The sequence below is a fragment of the Candidatus Reidiella endopervernicosa genome (genome assembly GCF_013343005.1).
Classification (GTDB): domain Bacteria; phylum Pseudomonadota; class Gammaproteobacteria.
The window spans coordinates 2,152,646-2,171,159 of record NZ_CP054491.1 but is presented as its reverse complement, the minus strand read 5'-3'; the positions used below and the strand labels follow the sequence as shown (position 1 = coordinate 2,171,159).

Below are 18,514 nucleotides of genomic sequence, written 5' to 3'. Positions count from 1 at the left end.
GACTGCATGACAGCCTCACCTGTAACCGAATCGGTATCGAGCGAGCGCAAGATGGCAGCCGAGGAGCCGATCCCCTCGCTGCCGACCGCCATCAAGGACGCCGATGCAAGTCGCGACATCCTGCGTACCCTGCGCCACTTCCACCTTGGCAATCCGAGTGCCCGTGAGGCGCTCGAGGCGGTCGCAGAGGATCAGCTACCGGCGTTGCTGGCACCGTTCCGCAACGCCTCCAAGTTGCGCTACGACTATCCACTGTTCCTCTTCCCACCGGGTGAGAATGCTGAGCTCAGCGGTGCTGACGACCTGGCCAAGCCGGTTGGCCAGTGCCTGCAGGAGACGGTGCTCAGCTTCGCCCCCTCTGCCGAGGCGGCACGTATTCTCAAGGACAACCTGCCGTGGATCGAGCGTTTCCTGCGCGAGAAGCTGCAGGGACACGAAGGCCCGGTCGAAGCTCAGGCTCTGATCAACGAAGGTGCCGAGGCGCTCAAGCAGCACCTCAAGCTGAGGGGCGAGAACGCCTCCAAGCTGGAAGCTGATCTTGCCCAGCTGACCGAAAAGGTACCCGTAGGTGGCAAACTGCTCGCCTACGGTCGCTTCCCGGCGATCCACCTGCTGATCCATGCAATCAAATCGCATGTCATCCCGCGCCACGACCGTTTCAGTAGCAAGATCGACCAAAATATCCAGGCGCTGAAGACCCTGCTCGATGTCGACTGGAGTAAGTCGGAGGAGTCTCGCCAGCCGGAGCAGCTCAAACAGAGCGTTGCTGCGACTGCTGGCATGTTCGATCCCTCCGCCCTCTCCAAGGTCATGGACCACTCCAAGGGCTCGGTAGCAATGCCTGCAGAGCGACGTCAGCGCATCGAAAATGCACTCAAGGTGCTCGAGGGTTACAAACAGAACTCCCTGCTGGTGCGCTTTGTCCACCCCGAGGGGGTCGAGGATGAGTGGCTCAAACAGACCCACGGTTTCGAGGCGAACGGCGATAACGATCCCAGCTCGGCGGCGATGGCTATCTTCGATGAGGAGGCATCACGCCTGGCCAAGGTCTTCGCCGCTGTGCGCATCGCCAACCTCGAGATCGAATCGCTCTACGATCCGGTGCTGCACGATCCGTGGTTCGAGAACTTCAACTGGGAGGTCTTCTCCAAGGAGGAGCTGCTGTTGATCCCGGCGGTGGTCGCACTCGAGTCGGCCGACCGTGTTGCGGGCGAAGGCATGACCTCCTTCTCCCGTCTACTCAGTTCGGGCCGACCGGTACAGGTCTTCTGCCGGGTGCAGGCGCACAACAATCCCGGTGCAGCTGAGGGTGAAGACCCCTTCCAGAGCTTCCGCACTGAACTTGGCTACCTCGGTATTGCCCATCGTCAGGCGGTCGTCTCGCAGGCCTCGGCAGCGCGCCATCAGCACCTGCTGGAGCGCTATCTCTCTGCACTCGATGCGACACGTACCAGCCTCCACCTGATCAACATCGGCCTGCGCCCGACTGGTCAGGATCTCGGCCTCAACGCCTGGCTAGTCGCTGGCGCGGCGCTCGAGGGGCGTGTCCACCCCTTCTTCTACGTCAATCCCGCCGCAGGTGACGGTAGCGAACAGCGTCTCGACTTCGACGGTAACCCACAGCCCGAACTCGACTGGCCGATCCACCCCTTCATCTACCATAACGAAGGTGGCGATCTGGTCGAGAGTGAACTCCCCTTCACTTTTGCAGACTACTCACTGCTGATTCCACGTCTGGCCCACCACTTCGCCATCGTGCCCGACCAGTGCGAATCAGATGATCTGTTGCCAGTTGCCGACTATCTACAGCAGTCTGAGGCCGACAATGAGCGTCTGATCCCCTTCATCTGGGCCGTCAACGCGCACGGCACCCTGCGTCGTCTTGTGATCAGCCGTACCCTGGTCGAGGCGTGTCGCGACCGCCTTAACTTCTGGCACACCCTGCAGGAGATGGCCGGTATACGCAGCAGCTACATCGATCGTGCCATCGCCGAGACCCGCGCCACTGCAGAAGCCGAGATGAGCGCCGAGCGTGAAAAGATGGAGCGTGAGTTCGCCGAAGAGCTGGCACGAGTACGTGCCGAGGCCGCCGGCGAGGTGATGGGACGCCTCACCGATGTGCTGATGGGTATGGACTTCACCAGTGGTGCTCCGCGTCCTGCGGTTACCGCATCAGCACCCGCCACGACCACTGCACCTGTCGCAGAGAGTGCGGTAGAGGCCCCTAGAGGAGGCGGTTGTCGAAGAGGACGAGGATGATGTCAGCTTCAGCGATCCCTGGATCGACAGCGAGCTCTGCACCACCTGTAACGACTGCCTCGACATCAATCCGCTGCTCTACGTCTACAACGAGAACAACCAGGCCTATCTCACTGAGACCGACACCGCGACCTATGCACAGCTGGTCGAGGGTGCCGAGATCTGCCCCTCGAAGTGTATCCATCCCGGTCTGCCGCAGAATCCGAACGAGGCTGGCATGGAAGAGCTGATCAAGCGAGCTGCACCGTTTAACTAATGCAGAGTTTCCTAACAGCACCGGCGATCATGACCGGATTGGGCCTCTTCTTCGGCACCATCCTGGCGGTGGCCTACAAACTGCTGAAGGTCGAGGAGGATCCGCGACTGGCTCATACCGAGGAGATGCTGCCGGGCACCAACTGCGGTGCCTGCGGTGAGCCGGGCTGCCTGCCCTTCGCCACCAAACTGGTTGATAACGAGGTGGAGCCGAGCGCCTGCACCGTCGCCAGCAGCGATGACATCGAAGCGATTGCCGACTTTCTCGGCGTCGATGCTGGCAAGGCAACCAAACGAGTCGCACGACTCCACTGCGCCGGTGGGCGTCGCGAGGCTTTCCAGATCGCCGAGTACCACGGTTTCGAGAGCTGCCGCGCCGCCGCGGTCGTCTCTGGTGGTGGTAAGGGGTGCTCCTGGGGCTGTCTCGGCCTCTCCGATTGTGATATCGCCTGTGATTTCGATGCGATCCATATGAATGAGAACGGCCTGCCGGTAGTCGATGTCGAGTTATGCACCGCATGCGGTGACTGCGTCGACGCCTGCCCGCGCGACCTGTTTGAGCTACTGCCACTCGATCAGAAGCTGTTCGTCCAGTGCAACACCCCGCTTGAGGGTGAGGCAGTTACAGTGCTCTGCAGCGTCGGCTGCGACGGCTGCGCCAAGTGTGCCGCCGATGCCCCCGAGGGGCTGATTGAGATGAAGAATGAACTCCCGATCATCGACTACACATCGGGAATCGCTGCCTCACCGAAGGCAACTGGACGCTGCCCTACTGGCGCGATCCAGTGGCTCGAGTCGGGACAGTTTATCGATAACCAGGAGAGCGAGAGAGGCCATGCCCAGCTTCACTAACACCGCAATCAGCCTCTATCGGCGTCTGTTCGGCGATGCCGACAGCGGATCGGCCGACAGCGGTCTCGAGACCCTGCTCGATGGCAACAGCGCCGTCGCCCTCACCGAGGCCGCTATCGTCGAGAGCGCGGCACTCGGCAGCACCTACCCGGCCAACGGTGCCGAACTCGCCTGGCGTGCCGAGTCGCTGCTGCGTGGTGAGAACCGCTTTGGACAGCCGCTAAACGGCTACAGCGCCGAGGGCTCTCGTGGCGCACTGGCCGCCGCAATCGGTCTAGCAATGACCGGTCAGCGTGCCACCGCCTTCCTCTCCGGCCCCGACCTTGCCGCCTCCCAGGACCTACTCAGAGAGGCCGTCGGTCGCCGACTACCACTGGTCATCCACCTCGATAACCGCGCCCTCTCCTCGCAGGGCAGCGCCATCGGTAGTGGCGATGAGGCACTGCAGCTCTCCATCGACTCCGGCTGTTTCCTACTCTACGCAAGCAATGTGCAGCAGGCCGTCGACTTTACCCTGATTGCCCGACACGTCGCGGAGCAGAGCCTGACCCCAGCCATCGTGGCCATCGATAACGAACAGACCGCTCTCTCTGCACAGGATGTTGAACTCCCTTCTCTGCAGCTACTTCGCTCACTACTTGGCGAAAGCGCTGATCAGATCGAGGTTGCCGATGAGGTGCAGAAACTGCTCTTCGGCGAGCAGCGCCGCCGTTGCCCACGCTGGTACGACCTCGACCGTCCTGCCCTGCATGGCGCCCTGCAGGGTCGTGAGAGCTTTGCCCTCTCACAGGCCGCAACAACCCCCTACTTTAGTGCCCAGGCCGAGCAGCGATTGGCTCTGGCATTTAGCCGATTTAAACAGCTGAGTGGCCGCAGCCATGCCGCGATCTCTACGCACAGGAGCAGCAAGGCAAAACAGCTGCTGATCGTGCAGGGCTCCGCTATTGAAACGGCACAGGCATTGAGTAACCAGCGCAAGGCAAAAATTGGCGTTATCGGTATTCACGCCCTGGCACCGATGACCAGTAGCGAACTGGTCGATCTGCTTCAAGGTAAGACTGCCGCAGTGCTTGAGCGCTCCAATGCTCCACTCGCCTCTGAACCACCACTGATTCGGGCTATTCGCGCACTGCTGTCCAAGGGCAGCGCAACAGCAACACTGCACTCGGTCCGTTTCGGCCTTGGTGGTCTGCCACTGCGCGCATCCGATCTGCAGGCGCTGAATGAGGCGATGAAGAGCGAGACACTGCCTGAGCAGGGCTATCTAGGTATCGATTTTGGCCAGAGCCGCTCTCAGCACCCCAAACGTCAGGTACTGTTAGACACCCTTAAGCGCGATTTTCCAGAGGTTGCCAAGCTGGCCATCAGCGGTAAAAACGCAGTTGATCTGCGCCCTGAGGGAGCGATTACCATCGCCGTGCATCGCACAGCAGGCCAGGGGCATGACACTTTATCTGTCGATGCCGCCAACCTGATTCACCGTTCGGTCGGCGGCACGCTGCGCAGCCACCCTGCCCTGAGTTGGGAGCAGTTTGCCGCCCCGCTCTGTGACCGCTTTACCTATGCCGATGAGCAGTTGCTCGATCCTGGCGATGAGATGCCGGTCGATGTTGCCGTGGCACACGGCAAGCTCGCTGAACTCGATATCACAGCCGGACTGAACAGCGGCGCCGCTCTGCTGTTGAGTAGCGGAGAGGCACAGCTCGAAACGCTCAGTAGCCAACAACGTGACGCGCTCAGCTCACTCAACATTCAACTCTTCGCCATTGGCGAGAACCGTGATGAGGAAGAGATATCAGCCGGTGATCCGCATGAAGAGTTACTCGGTGCACTCTGCGCCATCCTGCTCGAACGCGAGCTGCTCGGCTGCAAGGCGACACGCCTGATCTCCAATCGTGAAAATTCTCTCAGCCAACAGGAGAGTGAACTGAGCAGTGAGTCGCTGATCGCCGCCTTCCGCCACGGAATGGAGTCGCTGCAGAAGATCGACCTCAGCAACACGGCAACCACCTCACACACCACTGCAGCGGGTGAAGTACCGATGGCGGTGCGCCATCTCGGTGGCAATCGAGAAGAGTACGACAGCCTGCCGCGTTTCTGGGATCAGGTCGGTGTGCTCTATCGTAACGGCGAAGCGGATCAGCTCACCGCCGATCCCTACATGGCCACCGGCTCAATGCCGCCACTCAGCGCCACCTTCCGCGACCTGAGCGGCAGCTGCAGCGAACTGCCCAGCTTCGATCCAAGCGCCTGTATTGCCTGTGGCAACTGCTGGAGCAGCTGTCCCGATAGCGCCATTGGCGTTGTTGCACTCACACCTGCAGCACTGATCAATAGCGCCATTAGTCTTGCGGGTGCCGACTCACTGCGCCAGATCTCCTCTAAGCTGGCCGGCCGTATCAACACCCTCTGCAAAAAGGGTGAGAACAGCGGCAACAGCGCCGCAGAACTGCTTGATCAGGCCTTTGCCTGGCTGCAGGAGAAGGCTCCCTTTGCCGAGGATCGCAAGGCGACACTCGAGGCCGCCTTCAACGCCGTACGTGAGCAGGTCGCCGCACTACCACTGGCCATTACCGACCCCCTCTTCCACAGCGCCGAACGGGAGAAAAAAGAGGGCGGTGAGTTGCTGGCGCTGGCGATCAACGCCGACGCCTGTAAGGGATGCGGACTCTGCGCCGATCTCTGTGAGAGCGAGGCGATGACAATGCAGCCGCAGACTACCGAGCGGTTGGCTGAGACACGCGCTATCTGGCGTATCTGGGAACAGACCCCAGATACCTCCTCGACCACTATCGAACGCCTCGCTGCCGATCCCACCATCGATGCCATCTCATCAGTGATGATGTCACGCCACTGCGCCTTCGCGATGTCGGGTGGTGACGGTGCCGAGGCCGGTTCGGGCGAGAAAATCGCCCTGCGTCAGCTGCTCGCTGCCACCGAATATCAACAGCAGCCGCTGCTGCACCGCTTTGTCGGCGAGATTAGTCAGGTACGCCAGCAACTGAGTGACCTGGTGCGCGACACCCTCACCGATGCACTACCGACCGAAGACCTCGACCGCCTCGCCAAGGCGCTGATCAACGTACAGAGCCGTGAGGTCGATCTCACCACCCTCACCGGTGGAGCCGACGCGGTCGAGGGCAGTGGTGTCGATGCAACTCGCCTGCGCCGTCTGATCGAACTCTCACAGGGACTCAACGATCTGCACTGGCGCCTCACCGAGGGTGAGTATGGGCTGGGCCGGGCCCGCTACGGGCTGGCGATTGCACCGGGACAGGCCTCTGCCTGGGCCGGTGTCTTCCCCCACAATCCCTTTCAGGTTCCGGTGCTGGTCGATCGCAGTGGCGATACCGCGCAGATGGCTGCTGGACTGGTCAACGGCCAACTGGCTGATACCGTTGCTGCCGTCTCACTGCTCAAACGCGCACAGGGCGAGATGGAGAAGTCGGCCAGCAAGGCGCATGACAGCGGTGATCAGCTCAGCTGGCGTGATCTCGACGAGGATCAGCAACGCCTCTGCCCACCGCTGCTGCTGGTCGGTAGTGAGCGTGAATTTTCCGGGCGCGGCTTTGCCCAGATCAGCTGGCTGCTCAACAGCGGTCTACCGGTAAAGATCGTTGTGCTTAACGAATTGGGACTCGGCCTCGATAATCAGGGCATTGCCGATCTGCCGGTCACCGCTAGTAGTGAGCCGACCGGCGATCTAGCACTGATGGCGATGTCGCAGCGCAACGCCTTTGTGGCGCAGAGCTCAATCGCCGCCCCCGACCACTACCGCGACAGCGTTCGCGAGGCGCTCCGTTTCAGTGGTCCGGCATTCATCAACATTCACTGCCCCAGCCCGGAACGGAACGGATTCCCTGTCAGTCAGGTCGTTGAGCAGGCTCGCCTGGCGGTAGAGTCCCGTGCCTTCCCGCTATTCCGCTACAATCCCACCGATGAGGGTGTATTCGGTAGCCGTATCGACCTCAATGGTAACGGTGAGCTGAAGCAGCTGTGGAATAGCCGTGAAGATGGATCTACGCTCACCCCGATCGATTGGGCGTTGAGTGAGAAACGTTTCGCCAGCCGCTTCTCCAGCCTCAGCAACGAGGATCAGAATCCAACACCGCTAATCGACTACCTTGCCCTCGATAGCAAGGGGCGGAGTAAAAAAACACCGGTGGTCGAGATCAATCTGGGTGATGAGCAGCTGCGGCGTAAGGTCGCACCGGAGCTGGTGGCAATGGTCGAGTCGCGTCGTGACGCCTGGCAGACCCTGCAGGAGCTGGCGGGAGTCGTCACCCCCTTTACTGATCAGGTACGACAGGAGGCGGAGGCCGATGTCGCCGCAACGCACTCGGCGGAGATTGCGGCGCTCAAACAGGCCTATGAGGCGGAGATCGAGGCACTCAAAGCAAACATGCAGGGCGATATGGCCACTACGATACGCGAACGGCTAGTCGCTCTGGCCGGTTATCAACCCGGCAGCGAGCCAACCGAACACTGAATACGCAGAATACTTTTATCAATTTAGTTTAAGAACAAAGACTAACTAACTGGGGTATATCAAAAAAATGAATCTCCACGAATATCAAGCAAAGCAGCTCTTCGCCAACTACGGCATCCCCGTTCCACAGGGCGGGCCCGCCAGCTCTCCACAGGAGGCGACCGAGGTTGCCAAGCAGATCGGTGGTGAGGCGTGGGTGGTCAAGGCCCAGGTACACGCCGGTGGTCGCGGCAAGGCGGGTGGCGTGAAGCTGGTCGACAGCCTCGACGCCCTCAGCGAAGAGGCAGACCGCATGCTCGGTAGCGGTCTGGCCACCCACCAGACCCACGGCCGCGAGCTGCCGATCAACAAGCTGATCGTCGAACAGACCCTGCCGATCGACCGTGAGCTCTACCTCGGCGCACTGGTCGAACGCGGTTCTGAGCGCATCGTCTTCATGGCCTCCGTTGCCGGTGGCATGGATATCGAAGAGGTCGCCGCCAATGAGCCGAAGAAGATTCTCACCGTCTATGCCGATCCGGCTGCCGGCCTGCAGCCCTACCAGTGCCGCAAGCTCGCCTTCGGTCTCGGTCTTGAGGGCAAGCAGATTGGTGCCCTGACCAAGATCATGATGAACCTCTACCGCCTCTTCGTTGAGAAGGATTTGAGCCTGGTCGAGATCAACCCGTTGATCGTCAGTGGTGAATCGCTGCTCGCGCTTGATGCCAAGCTCAACGTCGACGACACCGCCCTCTACCGCCGTCCCGACATTATGGAGCTGCGCGATACCACTCAGGAGGATGATAAGGAGTGTGAGGCGGCCAAACATGACCTCAACTACATCACCCTCGACGGCAATATCGGCTGCATGGTCAACGGCGCCGGTCTGGCGATGGCAACCATGGATCTGATCAAGCTACACGGCGGCGAACCCGCCAACTTCCTCGACGTCGGTGGCGGCACCACGGCCGAACGTGTTGCTGAGGCGTTCAAACTGATCGTCAGTGACAGCAAGGTACAGGCGATTCTGGTCAACATCTTCGGCGGTATCGTCCGCTGCGACCTGATCGCAGAGGGCATCATCGCGGCGGTTAAGGAGGTCGGCATCAAAGTCCCGGTCATCGCCCGCCTTGAGGGGACCAACGCCGAACAGGGTCTCAAGTTGCTGGCTGAGAGCGGCCTCAACATTACTGCTGCCGAAGCGCTGACCGATGCGGCCAAGCAGGCCGTAGCGTCGATTGCATAAGGACGGATTGAATAATGAGCATTCTAGTAAATAAGCACACCAAGGTTATCGTCCAGGGCTTCACCGGTAAGCAGGGCACCTTCCACGCCGAGCAGGCGATCGCCTATGGCACCAATATCGTTGGCGGCGTGACCCCCGGCAAGGGCGGTCAGCAGCACATCGAGCGCCCCATCTTCAACACCGTACAGGATGCCGTTGACGGCACCGGTGCCGATGCCACCATGATCTACGTCCCGGCCGCCTTTGCCGCCGATGCGATCCTCGAGGCAACCGATGCCGGGATCAAGACCATCGTCTGCATCACAGAGGGTATTCCGGTTCAGGATATGCTCAAGGTGAAGGCGGTGCTGGCAAGCCACGGCGAGGACGCACCGCGTCTGATCGGCCCCAACTGCCCCGGTATCATCACCCCCGGCGAGTGCAAGATCGGCATCATGCCCGGCATCATCCACAAACCCGGCAGCGTCGGTATCGTCTCGCGTTCAGGCACCCTCACCTACGAGGCGGTCCACCAGACCACCCAGGCGGGTCTTGGCCAGTCGACCTGCGTCGGTATCGGTGGTGACCCGATCCACGGTATGAACTTCATCGACTGTCTGGAGTTGTTCCAGGCCGATGAGCAGACCAAGGCGATCGTGATGGTCGGTGAGATCGGTGGCAGCAAGGAGGAGGAAGCGGCTGAGTTCATTCAGGCACACGTATCTAAGCCGGTCGTTGCCTACATCGCCGGTCTGACCGCACCCCCCGGACGTCGTATGGGCCATGCCGGTGCGATCATCTCCGGCGGCAAGGGTACTGCCGACGACAAGATCGCTGCACTCGAGAAGGCGGGGGTTGCGGTATCGCGCTCCCCGGCCGATATGGGTGCGACGCTGGCGAAGCTGCTCTAAATAGCGGTTAGAAGACGACGATGAAACTGTTGCGTTCACTGGGTACTCTCGGGCGCGGATTCGCGCACGGCGTACATCCGGCCCATAACAAGGAGCAGACCGCCGATCTCGCTATCCAACGTGTTCCCTTTGTGGAGCGCTATGTGATGCCGCTCGGCCAGCACATCGGTGTGCCGGCCAAGCCGGTAGTCTCTGTGGGCGAGCGAGTAGAGCGCGGTCAGTTGATCGCCGAACCCGGCGCCTTCATCTCCACCGCCCTGCACTCGCCGGTCACCGGCACGGTTCGCGACATCGGTCCTCACCGCTATATCGGTGGTGTCTTCAAACCGGCGATCGAGATCGAGGCCGATCCCTACGCCACTCAGCAGTTCGAGGCACAGCCACCGATCGACTGGGAAGCGCTCTCAATCGACGCGTTCATCGAGCATGTACAGCGTGCCGGTATTGTCGGCATGGGCGGTGCCGCCTTCCCCAGCCACGTCAAACTCTCGATCCCCGAGGGGCAGCAGATCGATGATGTGCTGATCAACGGCGCTGAGTGCGAGCCCTATCTGACCAACGACCATCGGCTGATGGTCGAGCGTCCCGAGACGGTGCTGCGTGGTGCCGAGATGCTACGCCGCAAGCTGGGAGCGAAACACGCCACCATCGGTGTCGAGTCGAATAAACCCGAGGCGATCGAGGCACTCAACGCCTGCATCGACGTGAACGATCCGGTGACTGTCGTCTCACTCGAGGTGAAGTATCCACAGGGCGCGGAGAAGATGCTGATCAAGGCGGTCTACAACCGCGAGGTGCCCGCCGGTGAGCTGCCACGTAATATCGGTATCGTGGTCAATAACGTCGGGACCGCAGTGGCGATCGCCGACTACTTCGACACCGGCATGCCGCTGATCGAGCGCATCGTCACCGTCTCGGGTCCCGGCATCGACTACCCGGCCAATCTGATCGTGCCACTCGGCACCTCGATCCGTGAGGTACTGCGCTTCTGCGGCGGTCTCTCCGAGGAGACTCGCGAGGTGATGATGGGTGGGCCGATGATGGGGCTGCCAGTCGCCAGTCTCGACGCACCGATCATCAAGGGCAGCTCCGGTATTCTCGCCTTCACCGAAAGTGAAACGGGACGCCCCCGAGAGTACCCCTGTATCCGCTGCGGTCGCTGCCTCGAGGCGTGCCCCTACTTCCTCAACCCCTCACGCCTGGCACGGCTCGGTAAGGCGCGTCTGTTTGAGGAGATGAAGGAGTATCAGGTGATGGACTGTGTCGAGTGCGGCGCCTGCACCTTCGCCTGCCCCTCCAATATCCCCATTGTGCAGCACATCCGCAGCTGCAAAGACAACCTGCGCCAGCACGGAGGCGCAAACTAATGGCCAAAGACCCCAAACTACTCCTGCAGGCATCACCGATGCTGCGTCAGGGGATGACCACCCCGACGGCGATGTTCGATGTCTGGATCGCACTTGCTCCAGCCACCCTCGCCGCCCTCTGGTTCTTCGGCCTCAGCGCCCTGCTGGTACTGCTCGCCTCGATTATCGGTGCCGTGTTGACCGAGTGGGTATTCACCGCCGAAGAGAAACGCGGTGTCGCGATGCGTGATAACAGCGCCGCACTGACCGGCCTGCTGCTCGGTCTCACACTGCCGCCGGGACTACCACTCTGGATGGCCTTTATCGGCGGCATGGTAGCGACCGGAATGGGTAAGGTGATCTGGGGCGGGCTCGGTACCAACCTCTTCAATCCGGCGCTGCTGGGGCGTGCCTTTCTACTCGCTACCTTCCCGATCGCGATGACCACCTGGGCTCCCTCGGCGGGACCGGTCGACTTCTTCACCGTCCATGCCAGCAACCTGGCGATGCCCTTCATGCAGGCGCCGCCCACCGACGCACTCTCCGCCGCCACACCGCTGGGTCAGATGAAGTTCGAGCAGAGCTCAACCCCCTTCATGCAGTTGTTGATTGGCAATACCAGCGGTTCGATCGGTGAGACCAGCGGCCTGCTGTTGATCCTCGGCGGCCTCTTCCTCTGGCTGCGCCGCGATATCGACTGGCGCATCCCAGCGGCGATTTTCATCAGCGCTGCTCTCTTCTCCGGCGTACTCTATATGGTCGACTCGGTCCGCTACCCCGGACCGATCTTCACCCTCTTCTCCGGCGGTATGCTGCTCGGTGCAATCTATATGGCAACCGATCCGGTCACCTCTCCAGTGACGCCAAAAGGAGCGATCATCTTCGGTATCGGCATCGGGCTGCTAGTGGTGCTGATCCGCGTCTACGGCGGCTTCCCTGAGGGGATGATGTACGCGGTATTGCTGATGAATGCGGCAACGCCCCTGATCGATCGCAAGACCCAGCCGAGAGTCTTTGGCCGCGAGGTGAAAAAGCATGAGTGAGATCAGCCTCGAACCGCAGGAGCCAAGCTCGATCCGTCTGGTAATGTCGCTGGCCGTGGCCGGTTTCCTCTCTGGCATCATTATTATCTCGATCTTCGAGGCGACCCTCTCGACCATTACCGAGAACAAGGCACGTGAACTGCGCGAGGCGGTCTTCCGCGTACTACCCGGTGCGACCCAGATGCAGCCGATGATCTACGAGGATAACCTGCTGGTCGTCGCCAGAGGGAAAACCGATCCCGATGAGACGATCTACGCCGGTTACGACGAGCAGGGTAACTTTGTCGGTTATGCCATATCCAACAAGGGACCCGGCTTCCAGGATACGATCCACGTCATCTACGGCTACGCACCGGCAAAGCGCCAGATCATCGGCATGTGGATCCTCGACAGCAGAGAGACCCCCGGCCTGGGTGACAAGATCTACAAAGACGCCGCCTTTGTTGCCGAATTCGACGCTCTCTCAATCGAACCGACGGTTAAGAGCGTGAAGAAGGGAACCAAGACCTCAAACAATCGGGTCGACTCGATTACCGGAGCGACCATCTCTTCCAAGGCCGTAGTCAGAATCATCAATGAAGGGAATGCTGTTTGGTTAGGTCGATTGCCAAATCCGGGAAGTGAAGCCGCTTTTGAAGAGGTAACAGGTGGGCAGTAACTGACATCTGCAACCTGATTTCTTAAGAGAGAACTATGCCAACAAGCTTGAATAAAAAGTCAGCCTACGAGGAGATGATCAAGGGTCTCTGGCGAGATAACCCGGTCTTCATCCAGGTGCTCGGCATGTGCCCGATGCTCGCGGTCACCAACTCGGCAGTCAACGCCGTGGTGATGGGTTTTGCGACCTTCTTTGTGCTGGTCGTCTCCAGTTTTCTCGTCGCCAGCTTCACCCCATGGATTCCTAAACAGGTACGTATCTCACTCTACGTCATCATCATCGCCACCTTTGTTACCGTGGTCGACTACACCATTCTGGCGCTGATGCCGGCGGTGCATAAGGAGCTCGGCGCCTTTATCCCGTTGATCGTCGCCAACTGCATGATCCTCGGTCGTCAGGAGGCATTTGCCTCGCGCTACGGGGTGAGGCTCGCGGTCAGCGATGCAGTCGGCATGTCGCTCGGCTTTATGTTTGCGCTGTTTGTACTCGGCGCGGTACGCGAAATTCTCGGCGTCGGTCAGCTCTTCGGCATCGATCTCTTCGGGGCCAATTTTGAGCCGTGGGTGATCATGATCCTGCCACCGGGCGGCTTCCTCACCCTCGGCCTGATCCTGCTCTTCTTCAACTGGCTGACCGAAAAGCGCAAACAGTTCCTCGTAAAGGTGGCCATTGCCGAGAGGAGTGAGATCTAATGGATAACCTGATCTGGATCTTCATCAGCTCGCTGCTGGTCAACAATTTCGTACTCGCCTACTTTCTCGGTCTCTGCCCTTTTCTCGGTGTCTCCGGACGGCTTGAGACCTCGTTCCGTCTCGGCATGGCAACCACTTTTGTACTGCTCATTACCGCCCTCTGCGCCTGGGTGCTCAACACCTATGTATTGATCTACGCCCCCTACCTGCGACTCATCAGCTTCATCGTGGTGATCGCCTCAACGGTGCAGTTTATTGAGATGGCAATCAAGAAACTAAGCCCCTCGCTGTTCCAGTCGCTTGGCATCTTCCTGCCGCTGATCACCACCAACTGCGCCATCCTTGGTCTGGCGATTTTCGCCACTAACCGCGGCTACGGCTTCCTCGAGGGGATGACCTTCGCGCTGGGCGCAGGTGCTGGCTTTACCCTGGCGATGGTACTGATGGCAGGACTGCGCGAAGAAGTTGAGCTGACCAACGACGCACCGGCACTGGTGCGCGGCACTGCAATCAATCTGATTATCGCCGGCATTCTATCAATGGCCTTCATGGGCTTTGCCGGGCTCTTCAGTTCGACTTAGGGGTAGAATAAGGTGATGGGTTACCTGATATCACTGCTCGGCCTGACAGCGCTCTGCGCCTTCTGGGTCGTATTCCAGCTCTGGCTGAAAAAACAGGAACCGAATCACGCAGGATTCAAGGCAGGCTGTGGTGCCTGCAAGAGCGGTAGCTGCGGCACCGACTCGTGTAGTTAAAAATATAGATAACGAATTTTCGGCCCACAGTTTTTCTGTTTGGGCAAAGTTGGGGAAGAAGATGCATAGAACGAAAATCGCCCTCATCGGGGGCGGCCAGATCGGTAGCGTGCTGGCACTGATGGCAACGCAGAAAGAGCTCGGCAACATAGTGATTGTCGATCGCCCCGAGAGCGAGAACAACGTCAAGGGTAAGGCTCTCGATATTATGACCCTGCGCCCCCACGATGGTATCGACGTCGAGTTGATAGGTACCTCAAACTACGACGATATCGACGATGCCGATGTCGTTATCGTCACCGCCGGTATACCACGCAAACCCAATATGAGTCGCGATGATCTGCTCGGCATCAACATTGAGATCATCAAGGGTGTGGCCGAAGAGGTTAAGGTGCATGCTCCTAACGCCTTCGTCGTGGTTGCCACCAATCCGGTTGACGCGATGTCCTACACCTTCCAGAAGGTCTCAGGCTTTCCCAAGAGTCGCGTTGTCGGCCTCTCCGGCGCGCTCGATACCGGTCGCTTCCAGGCCTTTATCGCCATGGAGACTGGCCTTTCCGCCAACGACGTCTCCTGCATGGTGATGGGCGGCCACGGCCCGACGATGATCCCGCTGGTACGCACTGCCACCGTTGCAGGCGCTGACCGCCATGGAGAGCGAAGTGAGGGCGGTTAGTCCCCGATAGTCGACGCCGTCGCCTATTCGTAGTTGAGAGCGCGAGCGAACGACGGAGAAGTGCAGCAGCGGCTTTATGTCGGCGTAAAGTCACGAGGGAGTTGTGTAGAGCCGCGAAGAGGTGATTACGCAACGTACGCAGTGACGGTCGGGGCGCCGTGGCATAAATGGTCGCGTTAAGTTTTGCTGCTTTGCTTTGGGCTTGGATGCCCAAAACAAACTTTCGCAAAAATAGCGACCCCGGCATTCCGATTTCAGAGCTGCTTACCCAGGAGCGCATCGATTCGATCATGAAACGCACGCGCGAGGCAGGTACCGAGATCGTCCACCTGCTCGGAAACGGCAGCGCCTATTTCAGCTCCGCCGCTTCAATCATGGAGATGGTTGAGGCCTACCTGGGCGACAAGAAGCGTGTCATCTCATCCTCAATGCTCTGTGAGGGTGAGTATGGGGTAAACGGTTACTACATCGGCGTGCCCTGCGTTATCGGCACTAATGGCGTGGAACGTATCATTGAGGCCGACCTAACCGACGATGAGAAGGCGATGTTCCAGACCAACTTTGAGGCCGTAAAAGCGACAACAGACAACACCGGCCTCTGAGCAACAAGGAGGCGGTGTTCATTCCGTCTCCTCTGTTTCAAATCCGCATTGCCCATCACGCTACACTCCGCTATAAATAGCCTCTACCCAACTTCTGGCACCCATGCATATGGATGTCATCTCTCCTCTTAGTCGCTGTGCCACACACATCTAATCAATGGAATGACTTTGCTAGCAGCTCAACCTCACGTTTCGATTATTTTGCTATCGCTGTTACGACAGGATGAGACACGGCGCTGTATCGATAGCCTCTTTTCACATACCGTACTGCCGTTTGAAATCATCATCGTTGATATGGGGGCCTCCGAGGATATTGTCCGTTGGCTTCGCGATCTTGAAACCAGCCGTGCTGAGATCAGCGTGATTTACAACAGTGAGAATGTGGGTACCAGCCGAGGCAGAAACCAGGGCGCGCAGCTGGCCTCTGCTCAGCAGCTCATCTTTCTCGATAACGACACAGAGGTTACGACAGGTTGGCTTGAGCCTTTAATCGATGCCATATCGAGCGATCCAAGCATAGCGGCCTGCGGCGCAAAAATCGTTTCAGATGATGGCATGGTGATGTGTGCCCCGGTGCAGATCAGATCCACATTCGAGGGTGACGCACTCATTGAAACAGGTCTCGAATTTACCCGCCTTATTCGTAACGACGACCCTGCCGTCAATAGTCCACAAACGCTACCTTGGTACCCTACGACCGGCCTATTGGTTAAGCGCGAGCACTTTGAGCAGGTAGGTGGTTTTGATGAACGGCTGTTCCTGTGTGAGGAGGACAAGGACCTCGGCCTTTCACTGTCCAGGCGGGGATATCGTACCGCTTATATACCGGAATCGGTTATCCAGCATCATCACGTTCGCCAGGACGGCGACTACGCCAAAATTCGTAACAATCTTGGCGTTATCCTGCGTGACGTCAAATACTTTGAGCAGAAGTGGCAATGCAAGGTCTTCATTCGCCATACACGCGCCTATCTGCGCCATCACGGCCTAACGGACCCACAGATCGACAATATCAAGCGATTCAGTTTTGTTAACACCATTCTGGAACACAAGCTTAATCTCTCTGAACTGATTGTTACGGTGACTAACCGCTGCAACCACCGCTGTGCAATGTGTTACTACCATGAGCATTTAAATAGTGACCGTCAGGAACTGACGCTCGATAAATATTGACGGGTATCGTCAACACTCGGTCAACTGAAGATTCTATGGATCTCTGGCGGCGAACCGTTTTTGAGAAAAGAGCTTACAGACATTTGCCGCATCTTTGTCGAGAACACAGGCGTACCCTCGATTTTCATCCCCACCAACGGTTCACGACCTGCCACGATAATCTCAAGCGTTGAACGAATTCTGGATGAGAATCCCTGCATTAAACTGACGCTGATGTTTTCGCTCGAAGGCCTGCCACCACTTCACGACACCATCCATGACAAACAAGGTGCCTTCAGTTCGGTTGAAGAGAGCATTAAGCAGCTCAACTTCCTGCGCGCGCGTCTGTTGCGTAAAAAACAGCGATTCGGCCTATTACTCAACACAGTGGTCTCCAACCAGAATATTGATGATGTCATTCCGCTGATGACATATGTTCAAAAACGTATCCTGGTTGACTCTCACCTGCTCTCACCCATGCGCGGCGATCCCAAGGAGCCGTCGCTGTTGGCACCCTCGGGAGAGGCATTTACACGCCTTACTGAGCAGGCCAAACCCTTTTTCGATACCTATACCAGACGTGGCACTAGTGACGAAATGACACGAACCAGAATTGAGGAACGCTTGCAGCAACGCTACGCCCTATGGAGTGACCTGCTCAGTGGTGGTCAACTCCCCTTTCCCTGTCAGGCCGGGAATCGAATCGGTGTGCTTGAACCCGATGGTGATGTTCGACTCTGCGAGTCCTTTCCCGTGATCGGGAACGTCAGGGAGAGAGACTTCGATTTTTCCACCGTCTGGTTCTCTCCTGCCGGCGATGAGTCCAGGGATCAGGTTGATGGTTGCAGCTGCACTCACGGTTGCTTTATCGGTGCCAGTGAACCGCCTTCGGCTACTCTATAGCCCCTTTTATTGCTCGCATAGATCTTTGCAAACTCATCGATCGGCGGCGATTCATAACCACCCACCTTGCTGTGTGAAACACCCTGCAGACGCCAAAGCTCAGCCCTGAATTCCAGTACTTTCAGACCAATCGCCACTGGATCGAGCACCGGTATCCCCAACTCCTGCTGCGCCCTTCGAGCAAGCCCGGTCAGGCCGGTGCAGCCCAGGCAGATCACCTCAGTACGATCTACCTCCATCGCAACCTTGGCCTCGCGAATAATCGCCTCGTAGGCACGCTCTCGATCATCCATCTGCGCCACACTCATCTCAAGTGAGCGCCAGGATGCAATTCGCGTTTCAAGGCCATAGCTACGGGCATTATCAGCCATCTTGGGAATCCACTTATTTCGCCCGACGATAACGGAGAATTTTCCAGCACAAAGCGTGGCGGCGGTATGCAGAGTCGCTTCTCCGACACCGACCACCGGCATCTGTAGCAACTCTCTAAGCTCTCGCAGTCCGGGATCGTAAAAACAGCCAAGCAGTATCCCATCTGCACCACCCTTCTCTGCCTTGATGGCTGCGGGAATCAGATTGTGGACCGCCACGTGTCCATAATAGTGGTACTCAAGATTGAGAGATCACCGCCATAGCTGTGGTGCTCAATGATACTCCCGCTCCCAGCAAGCCTTCGATCCACTCATCTGCAATATCTACCAATGCAAGCTTAATACC

At 58.7% G+C, this 18,514-nt stretch carries 18 protein-coding genes; 16 read left to right on the top strand and 2 right to left on the bottom strand.

The features are described from left to right. Positions 1 to 6 precede the first annotated feature (6 nt). The 13 genes from HUE57_RS12100 (at position 7) to HUE57_RS12045 (ending at position 15,140) form a co-directional block, all read left to right on the top strand. Positions 7 to 2,259, top strand: a complete 2,253-nt coding sequence (locus HUE57_RS12100; protein ID WP_236860584.1) for a ferredoxin — start codon at positions 7 to 9, stop codon at positions 2,257 to 2,259. 22 nt (positions 2,260 to 2,281) lie between these two features. Beyond that, positions 2,282 to 2,515 carry a ferredoxin gene (locus HUE57_RS19150; RefSeq protein ID WP_320416294.1) on the top strand — a complete coding sequence of 78 codons (234 nt, stop codon included), beginning with the start codon at positions 2,282 to 2,284 and terminating at the stop codon, positions 2,513 to 2,515. After that, positions 2,515 to 3,366 carry an RnfABCDGE type electron transport complex subunit B gene (locus HUE57_RS12095; protein ID WP_078484254.1) on the top strand — a complete coding sequence of 284 codons (852 nt, stop codon included), beginning with the start codon at positions 2,515 to 2,517 and terminating at the stop codon, positions 3,364 to 3,366. The genes HUE57_RS19150 and HUE57_RS12095 overlap by 1 nt, the downstream gene beginning before the upstream one ends. Further along, the gene (locus HUE57_RS12090; RefSeq protein WP_078484255.1) at positions 3,350 to 7,855 is read left to right on the top strand and encodes a 4Fe-4S binding protein; all 4,506 of its coding nucleotides are present in this window, start codon (positions 3,350 to 3,352) and stop codon (positions 7,853 to 7,855) included. Before HUE57_RS12095 ends, HUE57_RS12090 begins: the two co-directional genes overlap by 17 nt. A 67-nt stretch (positions 7,856 to 7,922) precedes the next feature. After that, positions 7,923 to 9,080 (top strand): ADP-forming succinate--CoA ligase subunit beta, encoded by a 1,158-nt coding sequence (gene sucC, locus HUE57_RS12085; protein WP_078484256.1) that lies wholly within the window; start codon positions 7,923 to 7,925, stop codon positions 9,078 to 9,080. A gap of 14 nt (positions 9,081 to 9,094) precedes the next feature. Continuing rightward, positions 9,095 to 9,970, top strand: a complete 876-nt coding sequence (gene sucD, locus HUE57_RS12080) for a succinate--CoA ligase subunit alpha (protein WP_078484257.1) — start codon at positions 9,095 to 9,097, stop codon at positions 9,968 to 9,970. A gap of 20 nt (positions 9,971 to 9,990) precedes the next feature. After that, entirely contained in the window at positions 9,991 to 11,337 is a 1,347-nt protein-coding gene (rsxC, locus tag HUE57_RS12075) for an electron transport complex subunit RsxC (RefSeq protein ID WP_078484258.1), read from the top strand. Beyond that, positions 11,337 to 12,359, top strand: coding sequence for an RnfABCDGE type electron transport complex subunit D (locus tag HUE57_RS12070; protein WP_078484259.1), 1,023 nt, complete (start codon positions 11,337 to 11,339; stop codon positions 12,357 to 12,359). The genes rsxC and HUE57_RS12070 overlap by 1 nt, the downstream gene beginning before the upstream one ends. Then, complete coding sequence (locus HUE57_RS12065; RefSeq protein ID WP_078484260.1) at positions 12,352 to 13,017, top strand: RnfABCDGE type electron transport complex subunit G; 666 nt, start codon at positions 12,352 to 12,354, stop codon at positions 13,015 to 13,017. The genes HUE57_RS12070 and HUE57_RS12065 overlap by 8 nt, the downstream gene beginning before the upstream one ends. A 35-nt stretch (positions 13,018 to 13,052) precedes the next feature. After that, a complete protein-coding gene (rsxE, locus tag HUE57_RS12060) occupies positions 13,053 to 13,709 on the top strand; it encodes an electron transport complex subunit RsxE (RefSeq protein ID WP_078484261.1) in 657 nt (218 codons plus the stop codon). Next, a complete protein-coding gene (locus tag HUE57_RS12055; RefSeq protein ID WP_078484262.1) occupies positions 13,709 to 14,290 on the top strand; it encodes an electron transport complex protein RnfA in 582 nt (193 codons plus the stop codon). The genes rsxE and HUE57_RS12055 overlap by 1 nt, the downstream gene beginning before the upstream one ends. Positions 14,291 to 14,302: 12 nt before the next feature. Next, the gene (locus HUE57_RS12050; RefSeq protein ID WP_174673272.1) at positions 14,303 to 14,464 is read left to right on the top strand and encodes a hypothetical protein; all 162 of its coding nucleotides are present in this window, start codon (positions 14,303 to 14,305) and stop codon (positions 14,462 to 14,464) included. A 61-nt stretch (positions 14,465 to 14,525) separates the two neighbouring features. Next, the gene (locus HUE57_RS12045; protein ID WP_174673271.1) at positions 14,526 to 15,140 is read left to right on the top strand and encodes a lactate/malate family dehydrogenase; all 615 of its coding nucleotides are present in this window, start codon (positions 14,526 to 14,528) and stop codon (positions 15,138 to 15,140) included. Between the two features lie 90 nt (positions 15,141 to 15,230). Here the strand turns inward: HUE57_RS12045 and HUE57_RS19675 are convergent, their stop codons facing one another. Then, a complete protein-coding gene (locus HUE57_RS19675) occupies positions 15,231 to 15,359 on the bottom strand; it encodes a hypothetical protein (protein ID WP_272901968.1) in 129 nt (42 codons plus the stop codon). Between HUE57_RS19675 and HUE57_RS12040 the strand changes: the two genes are divergently transcribed. From HUE57_RS12040 to HUE57_RS12030, 3 genes are all read left to right on the top strand, one after another. Next, entirely contained in the window at positions 15,347 to 15,742 is a 396-nt protein-coding gene (locus tag HUE57_RS12040; protein ID WP_236860583.1) for a Rossmann-fold NAD(P)-binding domain-containing protein, read from the top strand. The two genes, HUE57_RS19675 and HUE57_RS12040, sit on opposite strands and share 13 nt — an antisense overlap. Positions 15,743 to 15,943: 201 nt before the next feature. Continuing rightward, positions 15,944 to 16,915 (top strand): glycosyltransferase family 2 protein, encoded by a 972-nt coding sequence (locus HUE57_RS12035; RefSeq protein WP_174673269.1) that lies wholly within the window; start codon positions 15,944 to 15,946, stop codon positions 16,913 to 16,915. Positions 16,916 to 17,128: 213 nt separating this feature from the next. Then, positions 17,129 to 17,797 carry a radical SAM protein gene (locus HUE57_RS12030; RefSeq protein WP_172840324.1) on the top strand — a complete coding sequence of 223 codons (669 nt, stop codon included), beginning with the start codon at positions 17,129 to 17,131 and terminating at the stop codon, positions 17,795 to 17,797. Here the strand turns inward: HUE57_RS12030 and HUE57_RS12025 are convergent. Further along, positions 17,749 to 18,387, bottom strand: a complete 639-nt coding sequence (locus tag HUE57_RS12025) for an aspartate/glutamate racemase family protein (RefSeq protein ID WP_174673268.1) — start codon at positions 18,385 to 18,387, stop codon at positions 17,749 to 17,751. The genes HUE57_RS12030 and HUE57_RS12025 overlap by 49 nt on opposite strands. Positions 18,388 to 18,514 lie beyond the last annotated feature (127 nt).

Coding starts and splice junctions, on each gene's coding strand:
- HUE57_RS12100 (WP_236860584.1), top strand. CDS start 7: ATGACAGCCTCACCTGTAACCGAATCGGTATCGAGCGAGCGCAAGATG.
- HUE57_RS12095 (WP_078484254.1), top strand. CDS start 2,515: ATGCAGAGTTTCCTAACAGCACCGGCGATCATGACCGGATTGGGCCTC.
- HUE57_RS12090 (WP_078484255.1), top strand. CDS start 3,350: ATGCCCAGCTTCACTAACACCGCAATCAGCCTCTATCGGCGTCTGTTC.
- sucC (WP_078484256.1), top strand. CDS start 7,923: ATGAATCTCCACGAATATCAAGCAAAGCAGCTCTTCGCCAACTACGGC.
- sucD (WP_078484257.1), top strand. CDS start 9,095: ATGAGCATTCTAGTAAATAAGCACACCAAGGTTATCGTCCAGGGCTTC.
- rsxC (WP_078484258.1), top strand. CDS start 9,991: ATGAAACTGTTGCGTTCACTGGGTACTCTCGGGCGCGGATTCGCGCAC.
- HUE57_RS12070 (WP_078484259.1), top strand. CDS start 11,337: ATGGCCAAAGACCCCAAACTACTCCTGCAGGCATCACCGATGCTGCGT.
- HUE57_RS12065 (WP_078484260.1), top strand. CDS start 12,352: ATGAGTGAGATCAGCCTCGAACCGCAGGAGCCAAGCTCGATCCGTCTG.
- rsxE (WP_078484261.1), top strand. CDS start 13,053: ATGCCAACAAGCTTGAATAAAAAGTCAGCCTACGAGGAGATGATCAAG.
- HUE57_RS12055 (WP_078484262.1), top strand. CDS start 13,709: ATGGATAACCTGATCTGGATCTTCATCAGCTCGCTGCTGGTCAACAAT.
- HUE57_RS12045 (WP_174673271.1), top strand. CDS start 14,526: ATGCATAGAACGAAAATCGCCCTCATCGGGGGCGGCCAGATCGGTAGC.
- HUE57_RS12040 (WP_236860583.1), top strand. CDS start 15,347: ATGCCCAAAACAAACTTTCGCAAAAATAGCGACCCCGGCATTCCGATT.
- HUE57_RS12030 (WP_172840324.1), top strand. CDS start 17,129: ATGTTTTCGCTCGAAGGCCTGCCACCACTTCACGACACCATCCATGAC.